This window comes from Streptomyces sp. NPDC051576 (genome assembly GCF_040681835.1).
In the GTDB taxonomy this organism is placed as follows: Bacteria; Actinomycetota; Actinomycetes; order Streptomycetales; family Streptomycetaceae; genus Streptomyces.
This window is the reverse complement of record NZ_JBFAZO010000001.1, coordinates 420,541-447,469: the sequence shown is the minus strand read 5'-3', so window position 1 is coordinate 447,469 and position 26,929 is coordinate 420,541. Positions and strand designations below refer to the sequence as shown.

The 26,929-nt window shown below is 72.0% G+C and carries 24 protein-coding genes; 8 read left to right on the top strand and 16 right to left on the bottom strand.

All coding sequences use genetic code 11. The features are described 5' to 3' along the window. Positions 1-322 precede the first annotated feature (322 nt). The 4 genes from AB0M63_RS02190 to AB0M63_RS02175 form a co-directional block, all read right to left on the bottom strand. Entirely contained in the window at positions 323-1,447 is a 1,125-nt protein-coding gene (locus AB0M63_RS02190; RefSeq protein ID WP_366018060.1) for a DUF2690 domain-containing protein, read from the bottom strand. A gap of 160 nt (positions 1,448-1,607) precedes the next feature. Beyond that, the gene (locus AB0M63_RS02185; protein ID WP_355923813.1) at positions 1,608-2,069 is read right to left on the bottom strand and encodes a helix-turn-helix transcriptional regulator; all 462 of its coding nucleotides are present in this window, start codon (positions 2,067-2,069) and stop codon (positions 1,608-1,610) included. Between the two features lie 273 nt (positions 2,070-2,342). Then, a complete protein-coding gene (locus AB0M63_RS02180; RefSeq protein WP_355923811.1) occupies positions 2,343-2,837 on the bottom strand; it encodes a DUF3017 domain-containing protein in 495 nt (164 codons plus the stop codon). Continuing rightward, positions 2,827-3,681 (bottom strand): bifunctional methylenetetrahydrofolate dehydrogenase/methenyltetrahydrofolate cyclohydrolase, encoded by an 855-nt coding sequence (locus AB0M63_RS02175; protein WP_355923809.1) that lies wholly within the window; start codon positions 3,679-3,681, stop codon positions 2,827-2,829. The genes AB0M63_RS02180 and AB0M63_RS02175 overlap by 11 nt, the downstream gene beginning before the upstream one ends. A 244-nt stretch (positions 3,682-3,925) precedes the next feature. Here AB0M63_RS02175 and AB0M63_RS02170 point away from each other — a divergent pair, with 244 nt between their 5' ends. Continuing rightward, the gene (locus tag AB0M63_RS02170; RefSeq protein ID WP_355923807.1) at positions 3,926-4,516 is read left to right on the top strand and encodes an RDD family protein; all 591 of its coding nucleotides are present in this window, start codon (positions 3,926-3,928) and stop codon (positions 4,514-4,516) included. Positions 4,517-4,691: 175 nt separating this feature from the next. Next, a complete protein-coding gene (locus tag AB0M63_RS02165) occupies positions 4,692-5,144 on the top strand; it encodes an ALF repeat-containing protein (protein WP_366018059.1) in 453 nt (150 codons plus the stop codon). 192 nt (positions 5,145-5,336) lie between these two features. Here AB0M63_RS02165 and purH read toward each other — a convergent pair whose 3' ends face one another. Beyond that, positions 5,337-6,902, bottom strand: a complete 1,566-nt coding sequence (purH, locus tag AB0M63_RS02160; RefSeq protein ID WP_366018058.1) for a bifunctional phosphoribosylaminoimidazolecarboxamide formyltransferase/IMP cyclohydrolase — start codon at positions 6,900-6,902, stop codon at positions 5,337-5,339. After that, on the bottom strand, positions 6,899-7,528 hold the full coding sequence (purN, locus tag AB0M63_RS02155; protein ID WP_366018057.1) for a phosphoribosylglycinamide formyltransferase: 630 nt from the start codon (positions 7,526-7,528) through the stop codon (positions 6,899-6,901). The genes purH and purN overlap by 4 nt, the downstream gene beginning before the upstream one ends. Positions 7,529-7,834: 306 nt before the next feature. Between purN and AB0M63_RS02150 the strand changes: the two genes are divergently transcribed. Further along, a complete protein-coding gene (locus tag AB0M63_RS02150; protein WP_355923801.1) occupies positions 7,835-8,599 on the top strand; it encodes a hypothetical protein in 765 nt (254 codons plus the stop codon). Positions 8,600-8,612: 13 nt separating this feature from the next. Here the strand turns inward: AB0M63_RS02150 and AB0M63_RS02145 are convergent, their stop codons facing one another. Then, the gene (locus tag AB0M63_RS02145) at positions 8,613-10,355 is read right to left on the bottom strand and encodes a DUF6350 family protein (protein WP_366018055.1); all 1,743 of its coding nucleotides are present in this window, start codon (positions 10,353-10,355) and stop codon (positions 8,613-8,615) included. A 96-nt stretch (positions 10,356-10,451) separates the two neighbouring features. On the opposite strand from AB0M63_RS02145, the gene AB0M63_RS02140 reads away from it, so the two are divergent. Continuing rightward, positions 10,452-11,588, top strand: coding sequence for a sigma factor-like helix-turn-helix DNA-binding protein (locus tag AB0M63_RS02140; protein ID WP_366018054.1), 1,137 nt, complete (start codon positions 10,452-10,454; stop codon positions 11,586-11,588). A gap of 76 nt (positions 11,589-11,664) precedes the next feature. Here the strand turns inward: AB0M63_RS02140 and sucD are convergent, their stop codons facing one another. The 7 genes from sucD to AB0M63_RS02105 all read right to left on the bottom strand — a co-directional run bounded on the left by sucD (position 11,665) and on the right by AB0M63_RS02105 (position 20,084). Beyond that, entirely contained in the window at positions 11,665-12,549 is an 885-nt protein-coding gene (gene sucD / locus AB0M63_RS02135; protein ID WP_355923795.1) for a succinate--CoA ligase subunit alpha, read from the bottom strand. A 21-nt stretch (positions 12,550-12,570) separates the two neighbouring features. After that, positions 12,571-13,749 carry an ADP-forming succinate--CoA ligase subunit beta gene (gene sucC, locus AB0M63_RS02130; RefSeq protein WP_355923793.1) on the bottom strand — a complete coding sequence of 393 codons (1,179 nt, stop codon included), beginning with the start codon at positions 13,747-13,749 and terminating at the stop codon, positions 12,571-12,573. 524 nt (positions 13,750-14,273) lie between these two features. Then, the gene (locus AB0M63_RS02125; protein WP_366018053.1) at positions 14,274-15,122 is read right to left on the bottom strand and encodes a hypothetical protein; all 849 of its coding nucleotides are present in this window, start codon (positions 15,120-15,122) and stop codon (positions 14,274-14,276) included. A 65-nt stretch (positions 15,123-15,187) separates the two neighbouring features. Beyond that, positions 15,188-16,369: a VWA domain-containing protein gene (locus AB0M63_RS02120; protein ID WP_366018052.1), complete on the bottom strand. Its 1,182-nt coding sequence runs from the start codon at positions 16,367-16,369 to the stop codon at positions 15,188-15,190. Continuing rightward, on the bottom strand, positions 16,366-16,515 hold the full coding sequence (locus AB0M63_RS02115; protein ID WP_366018051.1) for a hypothetical protein: 150 nt from the start codon (positions 16,513-16,515) through the stop codon (positions 16,366-16,368). Before AB0M63_RS02115 ends, AB0M63_RS02120 begins: the two co-directional genes overlap by 4 nt. Beyond that, entirely contained in the window at positions 16,512-18,869 is a 2,358-nt protein-coding gene (locus AB0M63_RS02110) for a DUF5682 family protein (protein WP_366018050.1), read from the bottom strand. Before AB0M63_RS02110 ends, AB0M63_RS02115 begins: the two co-directional genes overlap by 4 nt. A gap of 84 nt (positions 18,870-18,953) precedes the next feature. Beyond that, positions 18,954-20,084 (bottom strand): AAA family ATPase, encoded by a 1,131-nt coding sequence (locus tag AB0M63_RS02105; protein WP_355923783.1) that lies wholly within the window; start codon positions 20,082-20,084, stop codon positions 18,954-18,956. A gap of 156 nt (positions 20,085-20,240) precedes the next feature. On the opposite strand from AB0M63_RS02105, the gene AB0M63_RS02100 reads away from it, so the two are divergent. Beyond that, positions 20,241-21,593: an SWIM zinc finger family protein gene (locus tag AB0M63_RS02100; RefSeq protein ID WP_366018049.1), complete on the top strand. Its 1,353-nt coding sequence runs from the start codon at positions 20,241-20,243 to the stop codon at positions 21,591-21,593. A gap of 32 nt (positions 21,594-21,625) precedes the next feature. Continuing rightward, positions 21,626-23,230, top strand: a complete 1,605-nt coding sequence (locus AB0M63_RS02095) for a DUF5691 domain-containing protein (RefSeq protein ID WP_355923779.1) — start codon at positions 21,626-21,628, stop codon at positions 23,228-23,230. Between the two features lie 38 nt (positions 23,231-23,268). On the opposite strand, the gene AB0M63_RS02090 is transcribed toward AB0M63_RS02095, so the two are convergent. Beyond that, on the bottom strand, positions 23,269-23,685 hold the full coding sequence (locus tag AB0M63_RS02090; protein ID WP_355923777.1) for a cobalamin B12-binding domain-containing protein: 417 nt from the start codon (positions 23,683-23,685) through the stop codon (positions 23,269-23,271). Between the two features lie 285 nt (positions 23,686-23,970). On the opposite strand from AB0M63_RS02090, the gene AB0M63_RS02085 reads away from it, so the two are divergent. Beyond that, a complete protein-coding gene (locus tag AB0M63_RS02085; protein WP_366018048.1) occupies positions 23,971-24,837 on the top strand; it encodes an alpha/beta fold hydrolase in 867 nt (288 codons plus the stop codon). A gap of 6 nt (positions 24,838-24,843) precedes the next feature. Here AB0M63_RS02085 and AB0M63_RS02080 read toward each other — a convergent pair whose 3' ends face one another. Then, positions 24,844-25,047 (bottom strand): hypothetical protein, encoded by a 204-nt coding sequence (locus tag AB0M63_RS02080; RefSeq protein WP_355923773.1) that lies wholly within the window; start codon positions 25,045-25,047, stop codon positions 24,844-24,846. A 335-nt stretch (positions 25,048-25,382) separates the two neighbouring features. On the opposite strand from AB0M63_RS02080, the gene AB0M63_RS02075 reads away from it, so the two are divergent. Next, positions 25,383-26,921, top strand: coding sequence for a M23 family metallopeptidase (locus AB0M63_RS02075; protein WP_366018515.1), 1,539 nt, complete (start codon positions 25,383-25,385; stop codon positions 26,919-26,921). The last annotated feature ends 8 nt before the right edge of the window (positions 26,922-26,929 follow it).

Genomic DNA, 26,929 nt, shown 5'->3' with positions numbered 1-26,929 from the left:
CGGTGGGGCGGCACTGCCCCGGGTGCGGACGTACAGATGATCGATCTCTTGGCATCAAGAGATCCACCGGTCAGGCTATCGCGCATCCGGGACCGCGCACTGCCGGGTCCGTGTGGCCCACCCCACAGAGGCCACCCCGGCGCACAAATAAGGCGGCCGTCCGGCTCGGGAGAGGAACACCGGACGACCGCCGTGGGGGTACCGGGGGTCCGGACTCCCGTGGGGGTAATGACCGCCTGCCCCGATCCGCGCCGGGCATGCCCCCCGCACACCGAATCCGCACAAGCGCTTCCCAGGTGGTCCTGGATGGTCCTGGATGTCCCTAGGTGGTGCACCCCTTCTGCCCGGAGGCGAGTGTCACGCAGGCCTTCGCCTCGCCCGCGTCCTTCACGGCCACCATCGGGGTGTAGGCGATGGCGTCGCCGGTCGCCGAGATGGTGTCGGTCTCCTTGGCGGTGCCCGCGGTGACCTGCACGGAGTCGCCCGCGACCCCCGTGGTGATACGGCCCCAGGCGGCGCCGCAGGTCTTGCTGTAGCGGACCTCGACGACGGTCGTGCCGACGGTCGCGGTCTTGGCGGTCGTCGCCGCGCCCGCGTCCGTGGTGCACCCCATGGCCTCGGCGTCCTTGCCGGTGCAGCCGGCGCCCACGCACTTCACTCCGGCCGGCAGCTCCTGGTTCGTACTGACGGACGGCGAGGCCGAGGTGTGCGTCGCGCTCGCCTTCTTGCCCCCGCCGCCGTGGTTGGTGAACAGGAACACGGCCGCGATCACGACCAGCACCCCGACGACCCCGGCCCCGAACATCAGCATCCGCCGCTTGGCACCGCCCACTCCATCGGGTGGCCCGGGCCGGGGCGGCCGCGGCGGTTCCGGCACCGGCTTCGCACTCGGCGGCCCCGCGTACCCGGCCAGCCTCCACGAGTTACCGACCTGGGAAGCGCCCTCCTCTACACCCTTTTCGCCCTTTGCATCCTTTACGTCCCTGTCGGGCGTCGTCGGCTGCGGTGGAACCGTCGGTGACACCCCGGCCGGACCCGCGATCCCCGGAGCCGCGGTGGCACTGCGACCCTTACGTGCTGTGCCGCCCGGCGCTTTCGCGGGCGGCGCGGTGACCGGCGGTGCCCCGAACTCCCCGAGCGCGGCGCGCGCCTGGGAGACCCGGATCGCCTCCATGGTCATGTCGTGCCGCATCTCCGAACGGCTCCAGGCGCGCTCGGCCAGCTCCCACATCGTGGTCAGATGAACGGGATTGGTGCCGGTGACCTCGGCCAGGGCGATGATCGCGCCCTTCGGTGCGAGGAGCCGGCCGCCCAGATAACGGTCCCAGGACGTCTTGCTGTAGCCCGTGCGGTCGGCCACCGCCGCGACACTCAGGCCGCTGCGGTCCACGAGTCGGCGCAACTGGCTCGCGAACTCCTTGACCTGCGGATCGAGTTCATCCGGCAAAGCCCTCCAACGCGGCATTGCTTCCCCCCTCAGTCCCCCTGCCCTGAATTGTCCACGCTAACGCGGTTGTTGGTCGACTTCGTTGCACATCCGCAAACTTGTCAATACATCGACACACTGGACGCACACCGACATTCCCGCGCACCCCGCCCCTCTCCGATCACCCAAGGGCAACTACCCCCACCACAGCCGTGATCAGCGTGAAGAGCAACAACGCCACCGCGTACCGGAGCAACCGCCCGCCGGGTCCCGGCCCGTGCTCCGTCTCCGCGGGCGGTGTGTCCCACCAGGGCAGGGTCGGGTCCTCCCGGTACTCGTCCCCGCTCTCCGCCCGCCCCTCCGGGACCGTCGCCGGGCGGGGCCAGGCCTGCACCGCCAACTCCCAGCGCACACCGATGCGTTCGGGGTCGACGTCAGCGACCCGGCACAGGGCGAGCACGGCCTGCCGGGGCGGGGGCTGGGTGGCGTTGAGATAGCGGTGCCAGGAGGACTTGCTGTACGCGGTGCGCGCGCCGAGTGCCACCAGGCTCAGTCCGGTGCGGTCCTTGAGGAGGCGCAACTGTTCCACGAAGTTCCGCACCTCCGCCGGCAGTTCGTCCGGCAGCGGCTGCCAGCCGCCCATCGCACCTCCCCGGCACCCTCACTCGCCCGCCTCGCGCACCTCGCCCACCGAGCGAAATGACGACACCGGAAGGGGAACGGTTCCCTCGTCGCGATGCGGTACGGAGCGCGTGCGGAGCGCGTAGCGAAACGGTCACCTCCGTGCCACAGCGCGCCGACACCCGTTGAACAGCCCGCTCACAGCGCGGCACGCTGAATGCAGACGGCGGCGCGTCCTTGCTCGGGGGAGAGGACGGGCCGCCGTCGTATGTGGCGAACTGCTCGCCGCCGGGCCCTAGTTGGTCGTGACCGTGTAGTGCAGGGTGTCCTTCAGGAACGGGAGCTGCAGCCACGGCTTCGGCTGCGCCATCATCGCCAGCAGGACGATCGCGAGGCCGAGCACGCCGTAGGTGACGATGTCGGTGAAGCGGGAGCGGACGGCGAGCATGCCGACGCCCGGCAGGACCCAGCGCAGCACCGCGCCGGCCAGCAGCGCGGCGCCGATCAGCAGCAGGCCGACGCGGACGACGTCGAACGCGACGAGCAGCAGGCCGAGGCCGACCACGCCGAGGACGACGAGGATCGGCCACTGGCGGGCCGGTGCCGGGGCGTCACCGGACGCGGCCCGGCCGCCGCCCTCGGGGCGGGCGGTGTCCCGGGTGAAGAGGGGGAAGCGGCGCGTGCTGCGGCGCGGGACGCCCTCCGCGTCGGGCGCGCTGACGGGGTCCGTCACCTCGATGTCGTCCACGGCGTCGGCGCCCTTACCGGGGTCCTTGCTCTCAGGCGACACTGCGCTCCGCCGCCTCGACCACGTTGACGAGCAGTTGGGCGCGGGTCATTGGGCCGACTCCGCCGGGGTTCGGGGAGATCCACGCGGCGACCTCGGCGACGCCCGGGTGGACGTCGCCCACGATCTTGCCGTCGGCACCCCGCGAGACACCGACGTCGAGGACGGCGGCGCCCGGCTTCACGTCCTCGGGCCGGATCAGATGGGCGGAACCGGCGGCGGCGACGATGATGTCGGCGCGCTTGAGGTGGGACGACAGGTCGCGGGTGCCGGTGTGGCACTGGGTCACCGTCGCGTTCTCGCTGCGCCGGGTCAGCAGGAGCGGCATCGGGCGGCCGATGGTGACCCCTCGTCCGACGACCACGACCTCGGCGCCCTTGATCTCCACGCCGTAGCGGCGCAGCAGGGTCAGCACACCGTTCGGCGTGCAGGGCAGCGGGGCGGGCTCGTTGAGGACGAGTCGGCCGAGGTTCATCGGGTGCAGGCCGTCGGCGTCCTTGTCGGGGTCCATCAGCTCCAGGATGCGGTTCTCGTCGATGCCCTTGGGGAGCGGCAGTTGGACGATGTAACCGGTGCAGGCCGGGTCCTCGTTGAGTTCCCGGACGACCGCCTCGATCTCCTCCTGGGTGGCGGTGGCGGGCAGTTCGCGCTGGATGGACGCGATGCCCACCTGGGCGCAGTCCCGGTGCTTGCCGGCGACGTACTTCTGGCTGCCGGGGTCGTCCCCGACCAGGATCGTGCCGAGGCCGGGCGTGACGCCCTTCTCCTTCAGCGCCGCCACGCGGGCGGTCAGATCGGACTTGATCGCGGCTGCGGTGGCCTTGCCATCGAGAATCTGGGCGCTCATGGGCCCATCCTCCCGGATGACGCCCCCGGGGTTCCAATCCGGGTACACCCGGGGTGTATGGCCATGATCACTGATGTTGCACTTACACAACACCTATGGAATGCCGCTGGACAAAATCTCGTCACCAAGAGAACGATGAACGGCGCAGTACTGCGGTAGGTGTTGGGGGGCAAACCGCTCATCTCGTGACGTACCTCCGCGCAATCCGCATCGTCCCCGCATTGCCAACGGAGGAAATCCCGCCATGAGTTACGACCCGAACAACCCCTACGGGCAGCAGCCCCAGAACCCCCAGCAGGGCTACGGCCAGCCCCAGGGCCAGCCGGGCTACGGCTACCCGCAGGGCGCCCCTCAGGGTGCTCCCCAGGGCGTCCCGCAGCAGGGATACGGCTACCCGCAGCAGCCCGGCTACCCCGGCGGCTACGCGCAGGCCGGTTACGGCGCCACCCCGCCGTACGCGAACTGGGGCCAGCGCTTCCTCGGCACGCTGGTCGACGGCCTCGTCTTCCTGGTGCCGTACATCCTGATCATCGTCGGCCGCGGCAACGCGGCGCTGACGGGCATCGGCGCCGTCCTCATCCTCGGCCTCGCCATCTGGCAGCTCATCCAGGAGGGCAAGACCGGCCAGACCGTCGGCAAGAAGGCCCTGGGCATCCGCCTGGTCCGCGAGAGCGACGGCCAGCCCCTCGGCGTCGGCATGGCCTTCGTCCGCCGCCTCGCCCACTTCGTCGACTCCATCGCCTGCTACCTGGGCTGGCTGTGGCCGGCGTGGGACGCGAAGCGCCAGACGTTCGCGGACAAGATCATGGGCTCGATCGTGATCCGCACCCAGTAGGACGCACTCACGCCCCGGGGCCGTGTCACCACGTCGTGGTGGCACGGCCCCGGGGCGTTTCCATGGCAGCAACGGCGCCCACAACACTGCCTGTACGCGGCAATGACTCCTGGAACCCGGCGGTGCGACGATCACCGCTCATTCCAAGTCCCGCTCTCCGAAGGCAGGTTCACCAGTGAGACCCACCCGCCGAGCCGCGCTGTTCCTCGCGGCCACCGCCGTCACCCCGGCCCTCCTGCTCGCCGCACCGGCGCACGCGGCCGACACGGCATCGACGTCCACCGTCGTGGCCGCCTACTCCCCCGTCGACCCGACGACGGTGGACACCATGTCCGACGACGACCTGCGGATCGCGGTCCTGCGCATCCTGGCGGACCCCGACTCCGGCAAGGCGGTCACCCGCGAGGCCAACGAGGCCCTCGACGGCACGGTCGACGACCTCCGCACCTTCCTCAAGACGGGCTACCGCCTCGCCCAGGCCGAGGACGACCGAGTCGCCGTCTTCCGCATCCTCGCCGACCCGACCATCAGCGCGGCCCTCCGCACGGCGGCGGAACAGGCCGTGGACGGAACTCCGGAGGAGCTGCGCTACTTCATCGAGGTGGGCCAGTACGAGGTCGACGGCTAGGCCCCCCGAGGAGGGGTCCCAGCCACCACCCCGGTGACTCAGTGGAAAAAGCGGACCGAACCGCCCGGCTGCGCCACGGCCTTGACGCCCCGCCTCGGTGAGGACCTGCGGTACTTCATCGCGAGTAGGCCAGTACGAGGTCGACGGCTAGGACCCGCCGCTGCGAAGGCAGGTCCCAGCCGCCACGGTGACCTAGTGGAAGAAGTGCCGCGTCCCCGTGAAGTACATCGTGACGCCCGCCTTCTTCGCGGCCTCGACGCTGAGTTCGTCGCGGACCGAACCGCCGGGCTGGACCACGGCCTTGACGCCGGCGTCGGTGAGGACCTCCAGGCCGTCCGGGAACGGGAAGTACGCGTCCGACGCGGCGAACGAACCCTGAGCCCGCTCCTGGCCCGCCCGCTCGACCGCCAGCTTCGCGGAGTCCACGCGGTTGACCTGGCCCATGCCGACGCCGACCGAGGCCCCGTCCTTGGCGAGCAGGATCGCGTTGGACTTCACCGCGCGGCAGGCCTTCCAGGCGAAGGCGAGGTCGGCGAGGTCGGACGCGGACAGCGCCTCGCCCGTCGCCAGCGTCCAGTTGGCCGGGTCGTCGCCGTCGGCCTGGAGGCGGTCGGCGACCTGGAGCAGCACTCCGCCGTCGATCGGCTTCAGCTCGACGGAGTTCGTCGGAGCGCCCGCGGCCTTCAGCACCCGGATGTTCTTCTTCTTGGCGAGGATCTCCAGCGCGCCGTCCTCGTAGTCGGGCGCGACGATGACCTCGGTGAAGATCTCGGCTACCTGCTCGGCCAGCTCCTTGCTGACCGGCCGGTTGACCGCGATCACCCCGCCGAACGCCGACAGCGGGTCACACGCGTGAGCCTTGCGGTGCGCCTCGGCGACATCCGAACCGACCGCGATACCGCACGGGTTGGCGTGCTTGATGATCGCGACACAGGGCTCGGCGTGGTCGTACGCGGCCCGGCGCGCGGCGTCCGTGTCCGTGTAGTTGTTGTACGACATCTCCTTGCCGTGCAACTGCTCGGCCTGCGCGAGCCCGCCGCCGTCGGCGGACACGTACAGCGCGGCCGGCTGGTGCGGGTTCTCGCCGTAGCGAAGGGTGTTCTCCCGCTCCCAGGTACCGCCGAGGAAGTCGGGGAACCGCGACTCGTCCACGGGCGCGTACGCGCTCGCGAACCAGCTCGCCACCGCCACGTCGTACGACGCCGTGTGCTGGAAGGCCTCCGCCGCGAGCCGCTTGCGGGTGGTGAGGTCGAAACCACCGTTCTGTACGGCGTTCAGCACGTCCGCGTAGCGGGCCGGGCTGGTGACCACGGCGACCGAGGGGTGGTTCTTGGCGGCGGCGCGGACCATCGACGGACCGCCGATGTCGATCTGCTCGACGCACTCGTCGGGCGACGCGCCCGAGGCGACCGTCTCCCGGAACGGGTAGAGGTTGACGACCACCAGGTCGAAGGGGGCCACGCCCAGCTCGTCGAGCTGCTGACGGTGGCTCTCCAGACGCAGGTCGGCGAGGATGCCGGCGTGCACCTTGGGGTGCAGGGTCTTGACCCGGCCGTCCAGGCACTCGGGGAAGCCGGTCAGCTCCTCGACCTTGGTGACGGGGACGCCCGCGGCGGCGATCCGCCCGGCGGTGGACCCGGTGGAGACCAGCTCGACGCCGGCCTCGTGCAGGCCGCGCGCCAGCTCTTCCAGGCCGGTCTTGTCGTAGACGCTGACCAGCGCGCGACGGATGGCCCGCTTGTTGCTCTCGGCGGTCACTGGATAACTACCTTTCGTCCCTCGATGCGATAGCCGTTGCGGGCGAGCCGCCCCACGACATCGACGAGCAGCGTTCGCTCGACTTCCTTGATGCGCTCGTGCAGAGCGCTCTCGTCGTCCTCGTCCCGGATCTCGACCACGCCCTGAGCGATGATCGGCCCGGTGTCGACGCCGTCGTCGACGAAGTGGACGGTGCAGCCGGTGACCCGGGCGCCGTACGCGAGCGCGTCCCGTACGCCGTGGGCTCCCGGAAAACTGGGCAGCAGGGCGGGGTGCGTGTTCACGACCCGGCCGCCGAAGAGGGCGAGGAACTCCTTGCCCACGATCTTCATGAACCCGGCCGACACGATCAGGTCGGGCTCGTACGCGGCGGTCGCCGCGGTCAGCGCCGCGTCCCACTCCTCGCGGGTGGCGAAGTCCTTCACCCGGCACACGAAAGTGGGCAGCCCGGCGCGCTCGGCACGGGCGAGGCCCTCGATGCCCTCCCGGTCCGCGCCCACGGCCACGATCTCGGCTCCGTACGCCTCGACACCGACGGTCTCGACGGCGTCGAGGAGCGCCTGCAGATTCGTACCGGATCCGGAGACCAGCACGACAAGGCGCTTGGCCACGGGCTTGGCGGCCACGGCGGGGCCCTTTCTCGGGGGAGCGTCTTCAGTACGGCCGACTCGTGCGTCCACTCGTGCGTTCATACGAATGCTTCGCGCCCCGGGATACGGGGAAGTCTACGAAGCGGCCGACCGTCAGCAACGATACCGGCACACCGGACAGCCCCCACGGGACGGGGGCGTGGCCGGAAGGTAGCGTCTGGGGCGAGCGGGTTCGGGAACGCGGCTGCCGTACGGCACGTTCACGAAGCGAATGCTCGTGTCAGCTCGTGCCCGAGAGACGTATCCACCAGACGTATCCATCAAGGGGAAGACGCTCATTTGATGCCGGACCGCAGTCTGCGACTTCTCACGTTCCCCCCGCAGTCGGTGCTGCTCCGGGAGCGGCCCTCGTCGCCGCCCGACGCGCCCTCGGAGGGAAAGAGCGGTGCGGGGCAGGACGACAATCCGTTCGCGCCGCCGCCCGAGGACGCCCCGGACCGGCCGTGGCAGCCACGGCGCCCGGAGGGTCGCGACGGCGACGACACCCCGCAGGGTGACGGCGGTCGTTCGCCGTGGGGCAGCCAGTGGAGCGACCAGCAGCCGGGGCGGTCACAGGGCGGCTTCGGCCAGCGGCCCGGCGGCCCCACCGGACAGGGCGGTCCCGAGGGCCCGGGCGGCGGCGGTCCCGGCCAGGGCGGCATGCGCTGGGACCCGACGGACCCGGCCCAGCGCCGCGCCCGTTACTCCCTGCTGAGCGGTATGTGGGCCTTCTTCTTCGCCCTCTTCAGTTGGCCGTACGTGGCCCTGCTGCTCGGCGCGCTGGCCCTCTACTGGGGCGGCAGCGCCCTGCGGGCCAAGTCCGGCCCCACCGACCCGGACACCCCGGCCGTGCCCGAGGCACAGGCCCGCCCCCAGACGACGGCGGCGGTGAGCGGCGTGGTGACCGCGGTCCTCGCCATCGCCCTGGTCGCCGCGATGTTCGCCGCGCAGCTCGCCTACAGCGACTACTACACCTGCGCAAACGACGCCCTCACCAACGAGGCCAAGCAGTCCTGCAACCAGCTCCTCCCGAAGGATCTGCGGGGGTTGCTGGGCACCGCCAACTGACGGACGGCGCGGGTCAGTTCGGCTCGGGCGGCCCGGCTTCGTCCGGCTGCTCCGGTGGAGTGGACGCCTCCCTCAGGGCCGCCCAGCGGTCCTCGCGGGAGGCGTTGTCGTACCAGGGGGTGGGCGAGGGCTCCGGCGGTACGTCGACGGGCAGGAAGTCGTACGGGTCGAACGTGGGGTCGTGGTCGTAGGCGATGTACGGCTGCTCGACGGAGGCCTGCACCGGCACGGGCACCGGCGTCTCCTTCGGCTTGCGGGTGAACCAGCCTCGGACGACGGTGAACGGCCCGCGGAACCAGCGCCGTCCCGAGCCCTCCACCACAGGCGCAGGTGCCGGTGCCGGTGCCGGTGCCGGTGCCGGTGTCGGTGTCGTCCTCGGCACCCGGGGTGCCCGCAGTCGCCAGGCCCGCAGCCCCACCGCCGTGGGCACCGCCACCGCCGCGATCCAGCCCAGCGCCGCGCCCCCGGTCTGCCACCACACCGGCCCGAACCGGGCGAGCGCGGCACCCCCGAGCGGGCCGCCGGACAACTCCGCGAGCAGCGCCAGCGCCACCGCACACAGGACGGCGGCGAGCAGGGCGGTGGCGGCGGTACGGCCCTGCGGCCAGGGCGCCGGGGCGCTCGCACCCCGTGAGCCGCTCGCGGCTTTCAACTCGCCCTCGCCATCGCCCTGTTGACCGACCGCCACCCGCGCCACGAACCACCCCGCCATCGCCCCGGCCGCCACCGGCACCAGCCCCGCCAGCCAGTTCAGCGGGGTTCCGGTGCCCGCGTCCGGGACCGCCGCGAGGAGTGGGAACGGCGGGAGGAGGGGGGCCGGGTCCGAGGCGAGCGGGGCGACCGTGTGGCTGACGCCGAGCGCGAAGCCGGGGCCGAGGCCGTAAGAGGCGGACCACACCGCCGCGTTGGGGATCAGCGCGAGGCAGAGCAGCAGGACGGCGAACCGGCCCGACAGCCCCTCCGTCAACTGGAGGAAGGACGTCCGGGCCGCGCCGCCGTGCCAGACCAGGGACACCGCGAGCAGCAGCGCGCCACCTCCGACCAGCACCGACGTGCCGAGTCCGGCGGCGCGCGCGGCCGTACCGATCCGGGCCCGGGACGCGCGGGCCTCCGGGCCGAGGACCAGCCGCCGCAGCCCGGCCGGCAGCAGGATCAGCACGCTCAACACCGGTTCGCGCGGGCGCCCGTACGCCGTCCACACGCCCGACCCGGCCGCGCCCGCGGCGAGCAGCGGCAGACATACCGCCGTCCAGCTCCAGGAGGGGGAGAGTTCGCCGCCGGACGCGTACAGGGCGGCGGCGGTGCCTACGGCGAGATAGCCGAGGGCGACACCGGTCCAGGCGGTGCGGGCCGGCACCGGCGGGATGTCGGTGTCGGCGTCGTCGTCCGCCCCTCCCAACACCGCGTCCCGCGCCGCCCGGTGCAGCAGCCACACTGGCAGGACGAGGAGGAGCAGCGGGGTGACGCCCACGGGGGCCGGGACTCCGGAGAGGGTGTCGGCGCGGACCAGTTCGACGCCGTGCGCGAGGAGCCACAGCGCGGCGGCCATGTGCAGGGCGCCGCCGGGCCCGCTGTCGGGGTACGGCGAGCTGATCCACAGCACCATCACGAGCACCGCGAACGAACCGAGCCCGAGCCCCGCCGCGACCGCGCCACCCAGGAGGCTGGCGGCCAGTCCGGGGGATCGGTCGCGCATCCGGGTGAGCAGGGGCGACAACGACGGTCGGCGGTGGGTCATCGGCATCACGACCGCCATGCTCCCAACGACACGCGCTTTTCCGTCGTAACAGGCGAACCCCCGAAGTGTCGCTCAATATACATTTATGTACTTTTTCGTACGAAGGGGCGCCCGGTGACGCAGAACCCTGCAACCCCGCTCCCTCCGCCCAAGGAACGCCGACGCCTGCGCGAGGCGGGCTCGCTGACGCAGGCTCAGGTCGCCGCGCGGATGGGCGTCAGCCGCGAGACGGTGCGCTCGTGGGAGACCGGCCGCACCACACCACGCGGCCGGAAACGGGAGGCGTACGGGAAATTGCTCACCAGCCTGGAACAAGAAGCCACGGTGACGGAACCTCAGCAGGAGCCACCGGCCGAGGTGGTGTCGCTGGTCAAGGTGGTGAACACCCCCGTACCCGAGCCGGTGTCCGAGCCCGTTCTCGTGCCCCTGTCGATCGAGAAGCCGCCCCGCGCGCCCCTGACGCCCGCTCAGGCCTTCGACGCGCTCTACGCGTTCTGCGCACCCGCCCTCGTACGGCAGGCCTATCTGCTGACCGGGCGGCGTGAGCTGGCGCGGGAGTCCGTGGAGCGGGCCTTCCAGGTCGCCTGGGAGCGCTGGCCGGAGGTGGCGGTCGACCGGGACCCGGCCGGCTGGGTGCGCGCGGTGGCGTACGAACACGCCCTCTCCCCCTGGCACCGCTTCCGCCCCAGATACCGCCACCCGGAGCCCCCGCCGCCCGACACCGCCGACCGCGCCCTGCTGACCGAACTCCTGCGCCTCCCGCCGTCGTACCGCCGCACGCTCCTCCTCTACGACGGGGTCGGGCTCGGGCTCGCGGAGACCGCGGCGGAGACGGAGGCGAGCACGCCGGCCGCGGCGAACCGGCTGCTGCACGCGCGCGAGGCGATCGCCGTGCACCTCCCGGAGCTGTCGGACCCGGCCGAACTGCACCGGCGACTGACCGAACTGGCCTCCACCGAGCGGCTGCGCGCGGCCAAGCCGCCGACGGTACGGGTCGTCGGCGAACGCCGGACCCAGTTCTGGACCCGGGCCGCGATCGCGCTGACGGCCGCCGTCATCGGCACCACGACCCTCACGCTGCACACCGCGCCCACGCATTACGAGCCGCCGGTGCCGTTGAGTCAGCGGGTGGAGGGGGTGCCGCCGCGGGTGGTGCAGGGGGCGTTGTCGGACGCGGAGGTGGAACTGCGGGACCGGCTGCGGAGCGGGATGACGAGCGGGCCGGAGCGGATGGTGCCCGAGCCGAGGTGAGCATGTGCAAAGGGCCCGCGCCTCCGAGGAGGTGCGGGCCCTTACACGTTCAGGCGATGCCTGTTCGGGTAATGCTTCAGCCGGCCAGGATCTCTCGGGCCAGCTTCGCCGTCTCGGTCGGCGTCTTGCCGACCTTGACGCCGGCGGCCTCGAGGGCCTCCTTCTTCGCGGCGGCCGTGCCGGAGGAGCCGGAGACGATGGCGCCGGCGTGGCCCATGGTCTTGCCCTCGGGCGCGGTGAAGCCCGCGACGTAACCGACGACCGGCTTGGTCACGTTCTTCGCGATGAAGTCCGCGGCCCGCTCCTCGGCGTCGCCACCGATCTCACCGATCATCACGATCAGGTCGGTGTCGGGGTCGGCCTCGAACGCGGCGAGCGCGTCGATGTGCGTCGTACCGATGACCGGGTCGCCACCGATGCCGACGGCGGACGAGAAGCCGATGTCCCGCAGCTCGTACATCATCTGGTACGTCAGCGTGCCGGACTTCGAGACCAGGCCGATGCGGCCCGGCTTGGTGATGTCGCCCGGGATGATGCCGGCGTTCGACTGGCCCGGGGTGATGAGACCGGGGCAGTTCGGGCCGATGATCCGGGTCTTGTTGCCCTTGGCCACGGCGTACGCGTAGAACGCGGCCGAGTCGTGGACGGCGATGCCCTCGGTGATGACGACCGCGAGCGGGATCTCGGCGTCGATCGCCTCGACCACGGCGGCCTTGGAGAAGGCCGGCGGTACGAAGAGGACGGATACGTTCGCGCCCGTCTTCTCGATCGCCTCGGCGACCGTGCCGAAGACCGGGATCTCGGTGCCGTCGACGTCGACCGTGGTGCCCGCCTTGCGCGGGTTGACGCCACCGACGATGTTCGTGCCGTCGGCCAGCATGAGCTTGGTGTGCTTCATGCCCGTGGAGCCGGTCATGCCCTGGACGATGACCTTGCTGTCCTTGGTGAGGAAGATAGCCATGGCTGTTTTGTCCCTCGTCCCTTACTTCGCAGCCGCGAGCTCGGCGGCCTTGTCGGCCGCGCCGTCCATGGTGTCCACACGCTGGACCAGCGGGTGGTTGGCGTCGGAGAGGATCTTGCGACCCAACTCGGCGTTGTTGCCGTCGAGGCGGACGACGAGGGGCTTGGTGACTTCCTCGCCCTTGTCCGCGAGGAGCTGCAGCGCCTGCACGATGCCGTTGGCGACCTCGTCGCAGGCGGTGATGCCGCCGAAGACGTTGACGAACACGGACTTGACGTCCGGGTCGCCGAGGATGATCTCCAGGCCGTTCGCCATCACGGCCGCGGACGCGCCGCCGCCGATGTCGAGGAAGTTGGCGGGCTTGACCCCACCGTGCGCCTCACCGGCGTACGCGACGACGTCCAGGGTGCTCATGACGAGACCCGCGCCGTTGCCGATGATGCCGACCTCGCCGTCGAGCTTGACGTAGTTGAGGTTCTTGGCCTTGGCCGCCGCCTCAAGCGGGTTGGCCGAGTCCTTGTCCTCCAGCGCCTCGTGCTCCGGCTGGCGGAACTCGGCGTTCTCGTCCAGCGAGACCTTGCCGTCGAGGGCGATGACACGGCCGTCGGCGACCTTCGCGAGGGGGTTGACCTCGACGAGGAGGGCGTCCTCCTTGACGAAGGTGTCCCACAGCGTCACCAGGATCTCGGCGACCTGCTCGGCGACGTCGGCCGGGAACTTCGCCTGCGCGACGATCTCCCGGGCCTTCTCGATGGAGACGCCTTCGTTGGCGTTGACCGGGACCTTCGCGAGGGCCTCGGGGTTCTCCTCCGCGACGACCTCGATCTCCACGCCGCCCTGGACGGACGCCATGGCGAGGAAGGTGCGGTTGGTGCGGTCGAGGAGGTACGAGACGTAGTACTCCTCGACGATCTCGGGCGCGGTCTCGGCGATCATCACCTTGTGGACCGTGTGGCCCTTGATGTCCATGCCGAGGATGTCCGTCGCACGCGCGACGGCCTCGTCCGGGGTGGCGGCGAGCTTCACGCCACCGGCCTTGCCACGGCCGCCGACCTTCACCTGGGCCTTGACGACGGACTTGCCACCGAGCCGCTCGGTGGCTGCGCGGGCCGCCTCAGGCGTGTCGATGACTTCACCGGCCAGCACCGGTACATCGTGCTTGGCGAAGAGGTCCCTCGCCTGATACTCGAACAGGTCCACGCGCTTCCGTCCTCAGTGATCTCGCGGTTCGTTGGATGCGTGGGCGTGCCGCGAAGGGCAACGTGACGTCCGCTGTCACAAGGGAGGCGCACACGGTGACCGAGCGCGCGGCATGTCCGTCTCGCAGGTTATCGCTGGTTGCGGAGGGCCCCTAAATCGAGGGTCACACCTGAGCGGTGATACCTGTCACATGATGCCGGATTCCGTGACACGGAGTGCCGTACACGGATCGTTCGTGCGGGGCCTCACCGAACTGGGGTCGGCCCGGTGAGGCCCCTTGTACGACCCCTTAGGGGTGCGGGACGGCTGATTCCCACCCCAATGAGAACCCTTCCGCCCATAACCGTGAGATTCGCCCCGGACAAACCGATGGCTTTCGACCGTCCGGGGTCACTGCCTCACGGAGTCGGTTGCTCCCGGCGCCGGACGGCCTGTCGCGGTTCCACCGCGCGGCCGGTCCGGGTGCAGACATTGCGTGCGGCCCGTGCGTCCTGGACGCGGGCCACCTGCCGGGAAGGGCCTGGCTAGCCCGGGAAAACGGGAATGTCCCGGTATCTGTCCCGGGTCTCGGCCGCGTCCACACGCGCGGCGACACCGGGCACGAATCGCACGGGCACGGGGTTCTCCGAGGTCACGGCGTGCGCGTCACAGTGCCGCGAGGTGCCGCTGTCCACGGCCGACTGGTTGCCCAGCGCACCATCGGGGTCGCCGTTCGGCGCCTGGTGCGTGGGCGCGGGTCCGGGCCTCGCGCGATGCGCGTCGGGGTGGTGCGGTACGGCAACCGCGACATCGGCGACGGGGTGCGGCCCGTACGAGGCGTGGGAGGTGCGGGAGGCGTTGACGGTCACGTCGACGGGAGCCGGAGCAGAGTCGGCTTTACGAGTCGGGGCGGGCGCCGCGGGCACCGTGTGCGCCGGAGGTGTCCGCGCGGGAAGCCCCGGCTGACTCGGTTGCGTCGGCTGGGTCGGTTGGACCGGCTGGGTCGGCGCGCTGGGGAGCGAGGGCAACGTCGGCAACGTGGGTGCCTTGGTCAGCACCTCGGTCACCGTCTTCTCCACCACGTCGCTCACGGGCTGTACAACCCGCTCCACGGTGTCCGTGACCGGAGCCAGCACCGGAGCGAGAACGGGGACCTGCGCCGGGGCCCGCACCGGGACCTGCACCGGGACGGGGAGGGACTTCACCACCGAAGTCACCGCCGGTATCCCCGGCTGCTGCCCCGGCGCCCCCTCCGCCGCCTGCGCCTGTCCTCCGCACAGGAAGCCGAGCGCCAACAACCCGCCCACCAGCAGCGCCAGTTGCAGCGCACGCCGCCCGACCGCCGTGCGCGTCACGCGCAGAGCGGCACCGGGCAGTGCGGTGGGCCAGTTCATGAGGCGTCGATCCTTGCACGGGCCGCCTTCGGACGCGCAACCCCCCTATGCCCCGAGCCCGTTCGTCACACCGTGTCCGGTATCGGCAGCGGCCGCTTCTCGATCGCCGCCGCCATCACCTCCGGGAACAGGTCGGGGGTGCACGCGAACGCCGGCGCCCCCAACGCACCGAGCGCGGCGGCGTGTTCGCGGTCGTAGGCGGGCGCACCCTCGTCGGACAGCGCGAGCAGGGTCACGAACTGCACCCCCGACGCCTTCATCGCCGCGACCCGCTTGAGCATCTCGTTGCGGATCCCCCCTTCGTAGAGGTCGCTGATCAGCACGACCACCGTCTCCGCGGGCCGGGTGATCTGCGACTGGCAGTACGCGAGCGCCCTGTTGATGTCCGTACCGCCGCCGAGCTGTGTTCCGAACAGCACGTCCACCGGGTCGTCGAGCTGGTCGGTGAGGTCGACGACCGCCGTGTCGAAGACGACGAGCCGGGTGTTGATCGACCGCATGGACGCCAGCACCGCCCCGAACACGGAGGCGTAGACGACGGACGCCGCCATCGACCCGGACTGGTCGATGCAGAGGATCACTTCCTTCTTCACGGACTGGGACGCGCGTCCGTATCCGATCAGCCGCTCGGGCACGACCGTCCGGTACTCCGGCAGGTAGTTCTTGAGGTTGGCCGCGATCGTGCGGTTCCAGTCGATGTCGTGGTGGCGCGGCCGGTTGATACGGGCACTGCGGTCCAGGGCGCCGGTCAGGGTGGCCCGGGTGCGGGTGGCGAGCCGCTTCTCCAGGTCCTGGACGACCTTGCGCACCACCGCCCGCGCCGTCTCCTTCGTGGTCTCCGGCATCGCCTTGTTGAGGGAGAGCAGCGTGCCGACGAGATGCACGTCGGCCTCCACCGCCTCCAGCATCTCCGGTTCGAGGAGCAACGTGGACAGCCCGAGCCGGTCGATGGCGTCGCGCTGCATGACCTGGACGACGGAGGAGGGGAAGTACGTCCGGATGTCCCCGAGCCAGCGCGCGACGGACGGCGCCGACGCCCCCAGCCCCGCCGAACGGTCCTTCCCCGGCCGCCCCTTGTCCCCTCTGCCGTACAGCGCGGCGAGCGCCCCGTCCATCGCGACGTCCTGCCCGGACAGCTCACACCCGGTACCGTCGGCCGCGTCACCCCCGAGCACCAGCCGCCAGCGCCGCAACCGCTCCTGGCCCGGGTCCGCGGCCCTGCCGACACCGACCGTCTCGGTCGTCATCCGCGCACCCCCTGGCTCAGCCCTTCCCACAGCGGTACGACCCGCACGGTCGCCGCCGGTCGGTCCTCGGCCCGGCGCCCGGCACCCGCCGACTGCGCCTTCTCCCCGGGCCTTCTCGTGCCCTGCCTGCCGTTGCTCGTCGTCATCCCGCCACCCCCGCAAGCTCGTTGTCGGTGTTCCCCGCCAGCTCGTCCAGCCCCAGCAGCAGCCGCAGTACCGGCACCACCGCGTCCGCGCGCCCGGCGTCCAGTTCCGCGCCGAACCCTGGTACCCCGGCAGCCGTCGCCGTCACCCCCATCCCCTTTCCTGGTCCGCGCCGCACCAGCTCCCCGAGCGTCCTGCGCACCCCCGGCTCGTACGACGAGAACGTGCGCCGCAGCAGCGGCAGCACATCGGTGAACGCCTCCGCCGGCACCCCGGTCAGCCACGCGTCCACCAGCCCGAGCAGACGCTCGTCGTGTACGAGCAGCAGCCCGCCCCCGCCGCCGACGAAGCCCTCGATCCACGCGGCCGCGTCCGCCGGTGGTGTCCCGGGCGAGAGCACCAGCCCCATCAGCCGCGCCGCCTCGTCGGCCCCCAACTCCCCCTCGTCCAGCAGAAGTCGCACGGCTCGCCCACGGATGACCCCCGGCACGGTGTCCCGCACGGCGAGGGTCCGCAGCACGGCACGCCAGCGGTCGCGCAGGTGACGGTGACCGGCCGCGCCGCCGTGCCCGGATCCGGGCACGTCGTCCAGCAGGGCAACCGCCCCGTGCACCGCGTCCACATGCCGCCGCATCTCCTCGGCGGCGTCCGTGTCCAGGGCGGCGCAGGCCGGGGGCAGACCGACGAAGACCCGCTCGGCGAGGCCCGCGGCGACCTCTGTCAGCGCCTGAGTGTCGGTGCCGCGTACGTCGCCGTAGCGCAGGGAGCGGACCAGGGCGGGCAGGGCCTGGGCGAGGTGGCCGACGTCCGAGTCGAGGGCCGCGCGGTCGGCGAGGACCTTCATCACCACCGGGAGCGCGTCGGGCAGGTCGGCCAGCAGGCAGTGCTCGGCGAGCGCGGTGACGTCGGCGAGGCTCTGCGCCCCGACGGCGTCCGCCTCCGCCTTGGCGGTCGACGCGGCGAGCACGGTGGTGCCCCACACGCCCGCCTCGGCGACCCGCACCGCCAACTCCGGTTCCCAGCGCAGCCGCCACGTCTCCCGGAACGTGCCCGTGCTCCCCCGCGAGGCGACCGGCTCGCCCCACTCGATACGCAGCAGCCGCAACCGGTGCAGCAGCCTGCTGCGCCCGGCGTCGGTCTCCTTGCGCAGGTCGAGCTCCAACTCCCGCTCCAGCGCCTCCGGTTTGAGCCGTAGCCTGCGCTGCGACCGGTCGAGGTCGCGCTGCAACGGCACGGCGGGCGCGCCCGGCGGCACCTCGCCCAGCACATCCCCGACGACGAGCCGGTCGTGCACCAGCGACAGCGGGACGTCCGAGCCCTCGCACAGCACCGCCCGCACCGCGTCGGTGGTCTCACCGAGCCCCGGCAGGGGACGGCCGCGCATCACCGCGAGGGTCTCCGCCAGCCGTACGGCCTCGATGACATGGGCCGAGGAGACGATCCGGTCCTCCTCCCGCAGCAGCCCCGCCACCTTGGTCATCCACCGCTCGATCGGCCGGTCCTGCGCACCGAAGAGATGGCCGTACCAACCCGGCGAGTCGATGCCCGCGCCGTACCCGCTGGCCCGGGACAGCCGGCGGTGCGTCCACGGCACCCAGGTCAGATCGGTTTTGACCTTGGGCAGCCCCTTCAGCAGTGCGCGGTCCGCCGCGACAGGCGTCCGCTGTCGCAGCGCGGGCACATGCCAGGCCCCGCAGACCACGGCCACGCCGTCCTCGAACTCCCGCTGCGCCGCCCGCACTTGGAGCCGCATGTACGCCTCGCGCACGAGGTCCCGGTCGTGTCCGCCGACCCCGTACGTCTCGCGCAGCGCCCCCATGGCCTCCTCCAGCGCGGTGAACGGCGCGAACGCGTCCCGCTCCCCCACCCCCCGGTGCTCGACCACGTCTTCCCACCAGCGCTCCGGATCGTCGTATCCGGCGGTCTCGGCAAGCACGGCGAGGGGATCGACGCGGACGTCAGGCGCGGACTCGTCGGTCGGCTCCGACTCCTCCGCATCCCCCGTGGGCTCGTCCTCCGTGTCCTTCCCCCAGGCCAGGGTGTGGGTGGCCGGGAGGTCGATGAAGCGGGCCGGGACCTCGTGCTCCAGGGCCCAGCGGATCGCGACCCATTCCGGGGAGAACTCGGCCATCGGCCAGAAGGCGGAGCGGCCCGGCTCGTCCACGGCGTGGGCCAGGAGGGCGACCGGCGGCCGCATGTCCTCGTCGGCGGCCAGCGGGATCAGCGCGTCGGCCTCGGGCGGCCCCTCGATCAGCACGACCCGTGGCCGGGCCGCCGTCAGCGCCGCCCGCACGGCCCGCGCCGAACCGGGGCCGTGGTGCCGCACCCCGAGCAACAACGGCTCAGCTCCGCTCACTTCGTCCCCCTCCCCTTCGGATCCAGCTCCATGTGGTGTCGTCGTCGACCGGTCCGCCGAATCGACCGGGGTCCCCTGCCCGGCTCACGCGCTCACCTCGCGGCAGGCCCGGTAGAAGTCCTTCCAGCCGTCGCGCTCCCGGACGACCGCCTCCAGGTACTCCTGCCAGATGACCCGGTCGGCGGCCGGATCGCGGACGACGGCGCCGAGGATGCCCGCGGCGACATCGCCCGGCCGCAGCAGTCCGTCACCGAAGTGGGCGGCCAGGGCAAGGCCGTTGGTGACGACGGAGATCGCCTCGGCCGTCGACAGCGTGCCGCTGGGCGACTTCAGCTTCGTCCGGCCGTCCGCCGTGATGCCGTCGCGCAGCTCGCGGAAGACGGTCACCACCCGGCGGATCTCGTCGACGCCCTCGGGCACCGACGGCAGGTCGAGCGAGCGGCCGATCTGGTCGACGCGGCGCGCGACGATCTCGACCTCGGCGTCCGCGCTCTCCGGCAGCGGCAGCACCACCGTGTTGAAACGGCGGCGCAGGGCGCTGGAGAGGTCGTTGACCCCGCGGTCGCGGTCGTTGGCCGTGGCGATCAGGTTGAAGCCGCGGACCGCCTGCACCTCCTGCCCCAACTCCGGTATGGGCAGCGTCTTCTCGGACAGGATCGTGATCAGCGAGTCCTGCACGTCGGCCGGGATGCGGGTCAGCTCCTCGACGCGCGCGGTCATCCCCTCCGCCATGGCCCGCATGACGGGGCTGGGCACGAGGGCGTCGCGGCTCGGCCCGTTGGCGAGCAACTGCGCGTAGTTCCAGCCGTAGCGAATCGCCTCCTCCGGAGTGCCGGCGGTGCCCTGCACCAGCAGTGTCGAGTCGCCGCTGACCGCTGCCGCGAGGTGCTCGGACACCCAGGTCTTGGCGGTGCCGGGCACGCCGAGCAGCAGCAGGGCGCGGTCGGTGGCGAGGGTGGTGACGGCGACCTCGACGATGCGGCGCGGGCCGACGTACTTGGGTGTGATCACCGTGCCGTCCGGCAGCGTGCCGCCGAGCAGATAGGTGGCGACCGCCCACGGCGACATCTTCCAGCGGACCGGGCGCGGCCGGTCGTCCTGCGCGGCCAGCGCGGCGAGTTCGGCCGCGAAGGCGTCCTCGGCGTGCGGGCGCAGCGCCTCGTTCGGCGCGCTCTCGTGCTCGCGCTCGGGCGTGGTTTCTACGGACACAGTCATGGCTGAGGCCCCCTCCAGCTCGGCCGGTTCGGATCTGGTGTCCACCGTGCACCACGGCACTGACAATCCGTTCTGACCTGCGGAAACGTGTGCGCGAGGCCGCCCGCCGGACTGCTCGCGGACCGATTGTCAGTGCCGGGATCTACCTTCGATGTCATGACTCAGCAGGGGGTGCGCTGGACGGCTGACCAGGTGCTGGCACTGGCGCCTGACGCAGCGTCACGCAAAGCGGGAAGCAAGCTCGGGGCGGCGGGGCCGTGGTCCGAGGCGGGCAGTTCTGACGAGGGGACGATGTGGGGGCTGTGCAAGGGCAGTGGCAGCAAGCCGTATCAGACGGTCATCGACATCGCGGACGCCGCGGGGCCGGCGTACAAGTGCAGTTGTCCGAGCCGCAAGTTCCCGTGCAAACACGCGCTGGGACTGCTGCTGTTGTGGGCGGGCGAGGACGGTGCGGTGCCGCCGGGGCAGGCGCCGGGGTGGGCCGAGGAGTGGCTGGCGGGACGGCGCAAGCGGACGGAGGAGAAACGGGCGGCGGGCGCGTCCGGTTCCCCGTCCGCCGCTGATCCGGAGGCGGCGCGGCGCCGGGCGGAGCGTCGGGCCGAGCGGATCACCGCTGGTACGGCGGAGTTGGAGCAGCGGCTGACGGACCTGCTGCGCACCGGCCTGGCCTCGGCGGAGCAGTCGGGGTACGCGCTGTGGGAGGAGACAGCGGCCCGCATGGTCGACGCCCAGGCCCCCGGACTGGCCGCGCGGGCAAGGGAGTTGGGGGCGATCCCGGCATCGGGCCCCGGCTGGCCGGTCCGACTGCTGGAGGAGTGCGCCCTGCTCCACCTCCTCGACCAGGCCTGGCTGCGCCGCGAGCGACTGCCCGACGACCTGGCGGCGACGGTCCGCTCCCGCATCGGCCTCCCCGGCTCGGCGGACGGCCCGCCGCTGCGCGACCGCTGGCTGGTCCTGGCCCAGTACGACACGGCGGACGCGAAACTGACGACACGAAGAATATGGCTGTACGGCACGGAGTCGGGCCGCACGAGCCTGCTCCTCTCCTACGGCGCGGCGGGCCGCGCCCCCGAGTTGGCGCTGCCCGTGGGACTGGCCCTGGAGGCGGAGATGTCCGCGTTCCCGGGCGCCGGGCAGCTCCGGGCGGCCCTGGGCGAGCAGTTCGCGCCGCCCTCTCCCACGACGGCGCGGCCGCAGGGGGTGACGACGGCGCGGGCCGCCGCCCGCTACGGGGAGGCGCTGCGGCACGACCCGTGGCTGGACGCGGTCCCGGTGACGCTGGACCGGGTCATACCGACCCCCGACGGCGACTCCTGGCAACTGGCGGACGCCGACGCGGACTTGGCGCTCCCACTCACCCCCACCGCCCGCTCCCGCCCCGGCCTGTGGCGACTGGTCGCCCTCTCCGGAGGCGCCCCGGTCAAGGTCTTCGGCGAGCTGGGCCACCGGGGCTTCACCCCGCTGACGGCCTGGCCGGAGGGGACCGGAGAGCCGGTGTCCCTGTGCTGAGCCCGCTCACGAACTCGACGGAAAGGCACGGCATGAACAGCACCTCCGCCGCGGGCGACTGGGAGGAACTCGTCACCACGGCACTGCTCGGCACGGACCGCCGTACACCTCCGGGGCACACGCCGGGCCAGGACGCACCCGTAGTGCTGCTGGACACGGCGGCCGTGGAGACCGTACGGCGGCGGGCGGGGCTGTGTCCGGCGCGGGCGGCGGAGCGCCCGGAGCCGGCCGCCCCCGACGCACGTCCGGCGCTGCCCGCGGCGGCGGCCCGCAGGCTGGCGATGCTCCTGGCCGACCGTCCCGGTGCGGGCGGCGGGGGCCGTAGGGGCACCTCACCGGATCTCATGGAGTTGCTGCCCCAGTGGCTCGCGGCGGCCAACGCGCGCGGATTCGCCGCCCCCGTCCAGGCCCTGCCCGCGCTGCTGGACGCGGCCCGGGGGCGTACGGATCTGCGGCCGGCGGCGCTGGAGTTCGCGGGCCCGCGCGCGCTGTGGCTGGCCCGGCTGAACGCGGACTGGCGGTTCGCCCTGCGCGCGACCCCGGGCGGCGGCGCGGCCCTGCCGGACCTCGACGACCCGGATGGGGTCCGACAACTGTGGCAGGAGGGGCTGTTCGCCGAGCGGGTCGCCCTGCTCGCGGCGATACGCGCACAACGACCGGACGCTGCACGTGAGTTGCTCGTCACGACCTGGACGACGGAGCGGGCGGAGGACCGGCTGATGTTCCTCGACTCGCTGCGGACCGGCCTCGCGGCCGAGGACGAGCCGTTCCTGGAGCAGGCGTTGGCCGACCGGAGCCGCAACGTCCGGGCCACGGCGGCGGAATTGCTGTCGGCGCTCCCGGACTCGGCACTCGCCGCACGGATGGCGGTCCGTGCGTCGGCCTGCGTGGCCGTCGACCGTACAAGCGCGGAACCGGGCCTGGTCGTCGAGGCACCGCACGAGTGCGACCCGGGCATGGAGCGGGACGGTGTGGTCGCCAAGGCTCCGACGGGACGGGGTGAACGCTCGTGGTGGCTGGGCCAGTTGGTGGAGGCGACACCGCTCGGGACCTGGGAGCGGCGGCTCGGCGGGCGTACACCCAGGGAGATCGTGGCGCTCCCGGTGGCGGACGACTGGCGGAGCGAACTGCACGCGGCGTGGTGCCGGGCGGCGGTGCGGCAGCGGAACGCCGAGTGGTCCCGGGCGCTGCTCGGCACCCCGTCGGCGCCCGAGGCAGGCGGGCCGGGCGCGGTGTCCCTGGCCGAACGCGCCAAGCTGCTGGGCACGCTCGGCGGGGACGAACGGGCCGAATGGGTGGCCGGGTTCATCGCGGCACAGGGGCTGTCCGAGGCGTTCCAACTGCTCGGGGTGTGCGCGGTGCCGTGGGCCGCGCCGCTGGGGCGGGCTGTGGTGGACGCGCTCAATATCGCGCGGGACGCGGGGAGTTATCCATGGAGCTTCAGTGGGGTGATGGGGCTGGCCGAGCGGTGTCTCGATCCGGCGGAGGCGAGTCGGCTCGACGGGCTGCTGGCGGTGCCGGACGAGTCGGAGGACGCGGCGCCGGGGGCGGGGGGTTATTGGGCGGAGGCGTTCCAGCGGCTCGTCACTACGTTGCGGCTGCGGGCGGCGATGGCGGAGGAGTTGGGGGCGGCGTAGAAGACAGGCGTCCGGCGCACCCCCGTCTCCCGGGAGCCCTACGCCCCGGCCGGCTGTCGCACGTTCTCCCTCACCCAGTCCACGATCGACTGGGTGGTCGCCCCGGGGGTGAAGATCTCCGCGACGCCCTTCTCCTTCAGGGGGGCGATGTCCGCCTCGGGGATGATCCCGCCGCCGAAGACCAGGATGTCCTCCGCCTCGCGCTCCCTGAGCAGCGCGATGACGGCGGCGAAGAGAGTGTTGTGGGCGCCGGAGAGGATGGAGAGGCCGATCGCGTCGGCGTCCTCCTGGATCGCGGTGTCGACGATCTGCTCGGGGGTCTGGTGGAGGCCGGTGTAGATGACCTCCATACCGGCGTCGCGCAGCGCCCGCGCGATCACCTTGGCCCCGCGATCGTGGCCGTCGAGCCCCGGCTTGGCCACCACCACGCGGATCGGACCGGCTGCCACACCCATCACTGCCTCCATGAAGCGACTGCGTGCATCCCTACCGACGGGTACCGCGGTACCCGCTTCAGTGCGGGAAGTGAACGAACGTTATCTCCAGCATCCCGCACCCGGCAGTTTCGCGGTGGATACCGAGGGGGAAATCACACGAAGGGACACGTTCACCGCGCAGCGTTCCAGCGGGAACAAGCGCAACGGGAGCCGCAACGAGGTCGCGGGAACCTTCGCGGTGGCCTCCCACGAGGGCACACGGGGGACGGAGCTGTCGTTCCGTGTGCCGACAGGAGGTCGGCCATGAAGGTCACCGGGGCTGCACTGCCCTTTCTCCCCCTCTGCCAGCGCCTCCTGCCCAGCAGGCTGGCGGGCCTCTCCATGACCCTCCTGAAAGCGACCGCCCTGGAGATCGCGATCCTCGCGGGCCACCTTCTCCTCTATCCGTCCGGCATGGCCCAGGAACGCCGGGCGCCGCTTCCTCCGGCCCCCTCCCCGGAGGACGCGGCGCCGCTGCCGACCGAGGCGAACCCCCCGGTGGTCCTGCTGCACGGGTTCATCGACAACCGCTCGGTCTTCGTGCTGCTGCGCCGTTCCCTGGCCGAGCACGGCCGCCGGCAGGTCGAGTCGCTCAACTACTCGCCGCTGACCTGCGACATCCGCACGGCGGCGGAGCTGCTGGGCCGGCACATCGAGGAGATCTGCGAGCGCACGGGCAGCAGGGAGGTGGACATCGTCGGGCACAGTCTCGGCGGGCTGATCGCGCGGTACTACGTGCAGCGGCTCGGCGGCGACCTGCGGGTCCGCACCCTCGTGACGCTCGGCACCCCGCACTCCGGCACCGCCGTCGTCCCGCTGGCCAACGCACACCCGATCGTCCGCCAGATGCGGCCCGGCTCGCCCGTGATCGAGGAGCTGACCCGCCCCGCCCCAGGCTGCCGCACGCACTTCGTCAGCTTCTGGAGCGACCTCGACCACCTGATGGACCCGCTGGAGACGGCCTGTATCACCCACCCCGACCTGATCACCCAGAACGTCCAGGTCAGCGGTATCGGCCACCTGGCCCTCCCGGTCCACCCCACCATCGCGACCGGCATCCGCCAGGCCCTCGACACCCCACGGACGCAAGCCCCCGCCGCCACCCAGCGGGGCGGCCTGACGGTGGCCTGACCGCTCCTACTGGTAGCAAGGATTCCCGCACAGGACGGTGACCGTGCCGACCTCCCCGGCCGAGACCACCGTCGCGCCCTGTGCCGGTGACGACCCGTGTGCGCGGCTGGTCTCCCAGGGCATGGGGGCGGCCGACGCAGCCGGGCCCACGATGCCGACGGTCACCGCGGCCAGCACGGCGGCGAGCCCCACACGCTTCAACATCCTCATCACGCTCTCCCTACGTCCGCCACGCCGGATGCCGTCGACCGCCAGTCAACGCACCCGGCCACCGACGCGGGAAGCATTTCCACGCCCTTCGAAGCATCCGCACAAGGAGTTGACAAGCGCCGAACAGCCTCAGACCTCGAACGCCAATCGAACGCCAGGCCAAACCCGTGCCCGCCGTCCCCCGAAACACGGCCGAATGCCCGTTTCCGGCGGACGCGAAACCTGACGAAGATTGTCGCGCCCGCATACCGCCGGGTACAGTCGCCGCACTGCTCTGGCAGCCCCTGTTGTCGGCGAAAGAGAAGTTGGTGAACGACCGTCACCCGTCGGGAATCATGACCACCCCGGCCCCGGCTTCCGATGCCGCCTCGGCGCAATTCGCGTCCTATGGCGGGCAGGATGCCCAGTACGGTGACTTCACCACGTACGGCGACCACACCGCCACGGGTTTTCACCCGGGCGCGGACGGCGGCCACGCCACCGCGAGCTTCGCCACCGACCCCCTCTTCGGCGACATGCCGGGCCACGGCCATGACGCCGGCCCGCACACCACCGGCGCCTACGACTCCTCGGCCTGGTCCACGGGTGCTCAACACACCCTGAACTACGACCCGTACGCCGCCCAGCACCACGCCGGCTACGACACGGGCGCCTACGAGACCAACGCCTGGTCGGCCGACTACCAGCAGCTCTCCGCCATCCCGCCGCAGAGCGCCGGCCCCGACACCAGCGGCCAGTGGGACGCGAACGCCTGGCTCCAGCCGGACCCCGCGACCCATACCGCGGCCCCCGCCGACCAGACCCAGCAGTGGGAATGGGGCACGCAGGCCTTCGACACGGGCGCGTACGACGCCACACAGTGGAACGCCGACGGCACGGCCGCCGACGCGACCACCACCTTCGAGCAGGCCTCGCACGAAGAGACGTACCGCGAGACCTACGACGAGACATACGGCGAGACGTACGACGAAGTCGCCCCGGAAAACGGCGAGTTGACGGCCACCGGCGAGCTGTCCGCGCTCGACGGGACCGAGTCGACACCGGACGGGCCCCAGTCTCACCCCGAACTCCTCGAAGACCAGGAGGAGTTCACCCCGGCCCCGGCCGCCGCCTCGCGCGCCGCGTCCCGGGGCGGCAGCCGCTCCCGGCGCCGTACGCCCCCGAAGCGCTCCGCGCTGCTGACCATCGCCGTACCGTCCGCGTGTGTGATGGGTGTCGCCGGGATCGCCGCCGCGTCCGTCGGCACGCTGACCGGTGGCGGCAGCGACACGACGGCCTCCGCCTCCGACGCGACCACCGTGAAGCCGGCCACCGCGAACAACAAGCTGGACGCCCAGATCAAGAGCCTCTCGGCGGGTGCCGACGACTTCGCCGACCGGGCCAGCCGTACGCAGGAACGTATCGACCTCAAGGCCCAGCAGGAAGCCGACAAGAAGAAGGCGGCGGCGGAGGCGGCCCGCAAGGAACGGCTGCGCCCCAAGTACGTGCTCCCGGTCACGCAGAAGGGCCTGAGCGCCTACTTCGGCCAGGCCGGCGTCAACTGGATGTCCGTGCACACCGGAATCGACTTCCCCGTGTCGTACGGCACGACGGTGATGGCCGCGACGGACGGTGTCGTCAGCACCAAGTGGAACAGCGCCTACGGCAACATGCTGATCCTGACCGCGAAGGACGGCACGCAGACCTGGTACTGCCACCTCTCCAGCTACCGGGTCGCTTCCGGTACGACGGTGAAGGCCGGCGACCCGATCGCGTACTCCGGGAACTCCGGCAACTCCACCGGCCCGCACCTGCACTTCGAGGTGCGCCCGGCGGGCGGCGCGGCGGTCGACCCGCTCCCGTGGCTTCGCAGCCACGGGCTCGACCCGACGTAACTCCCGCT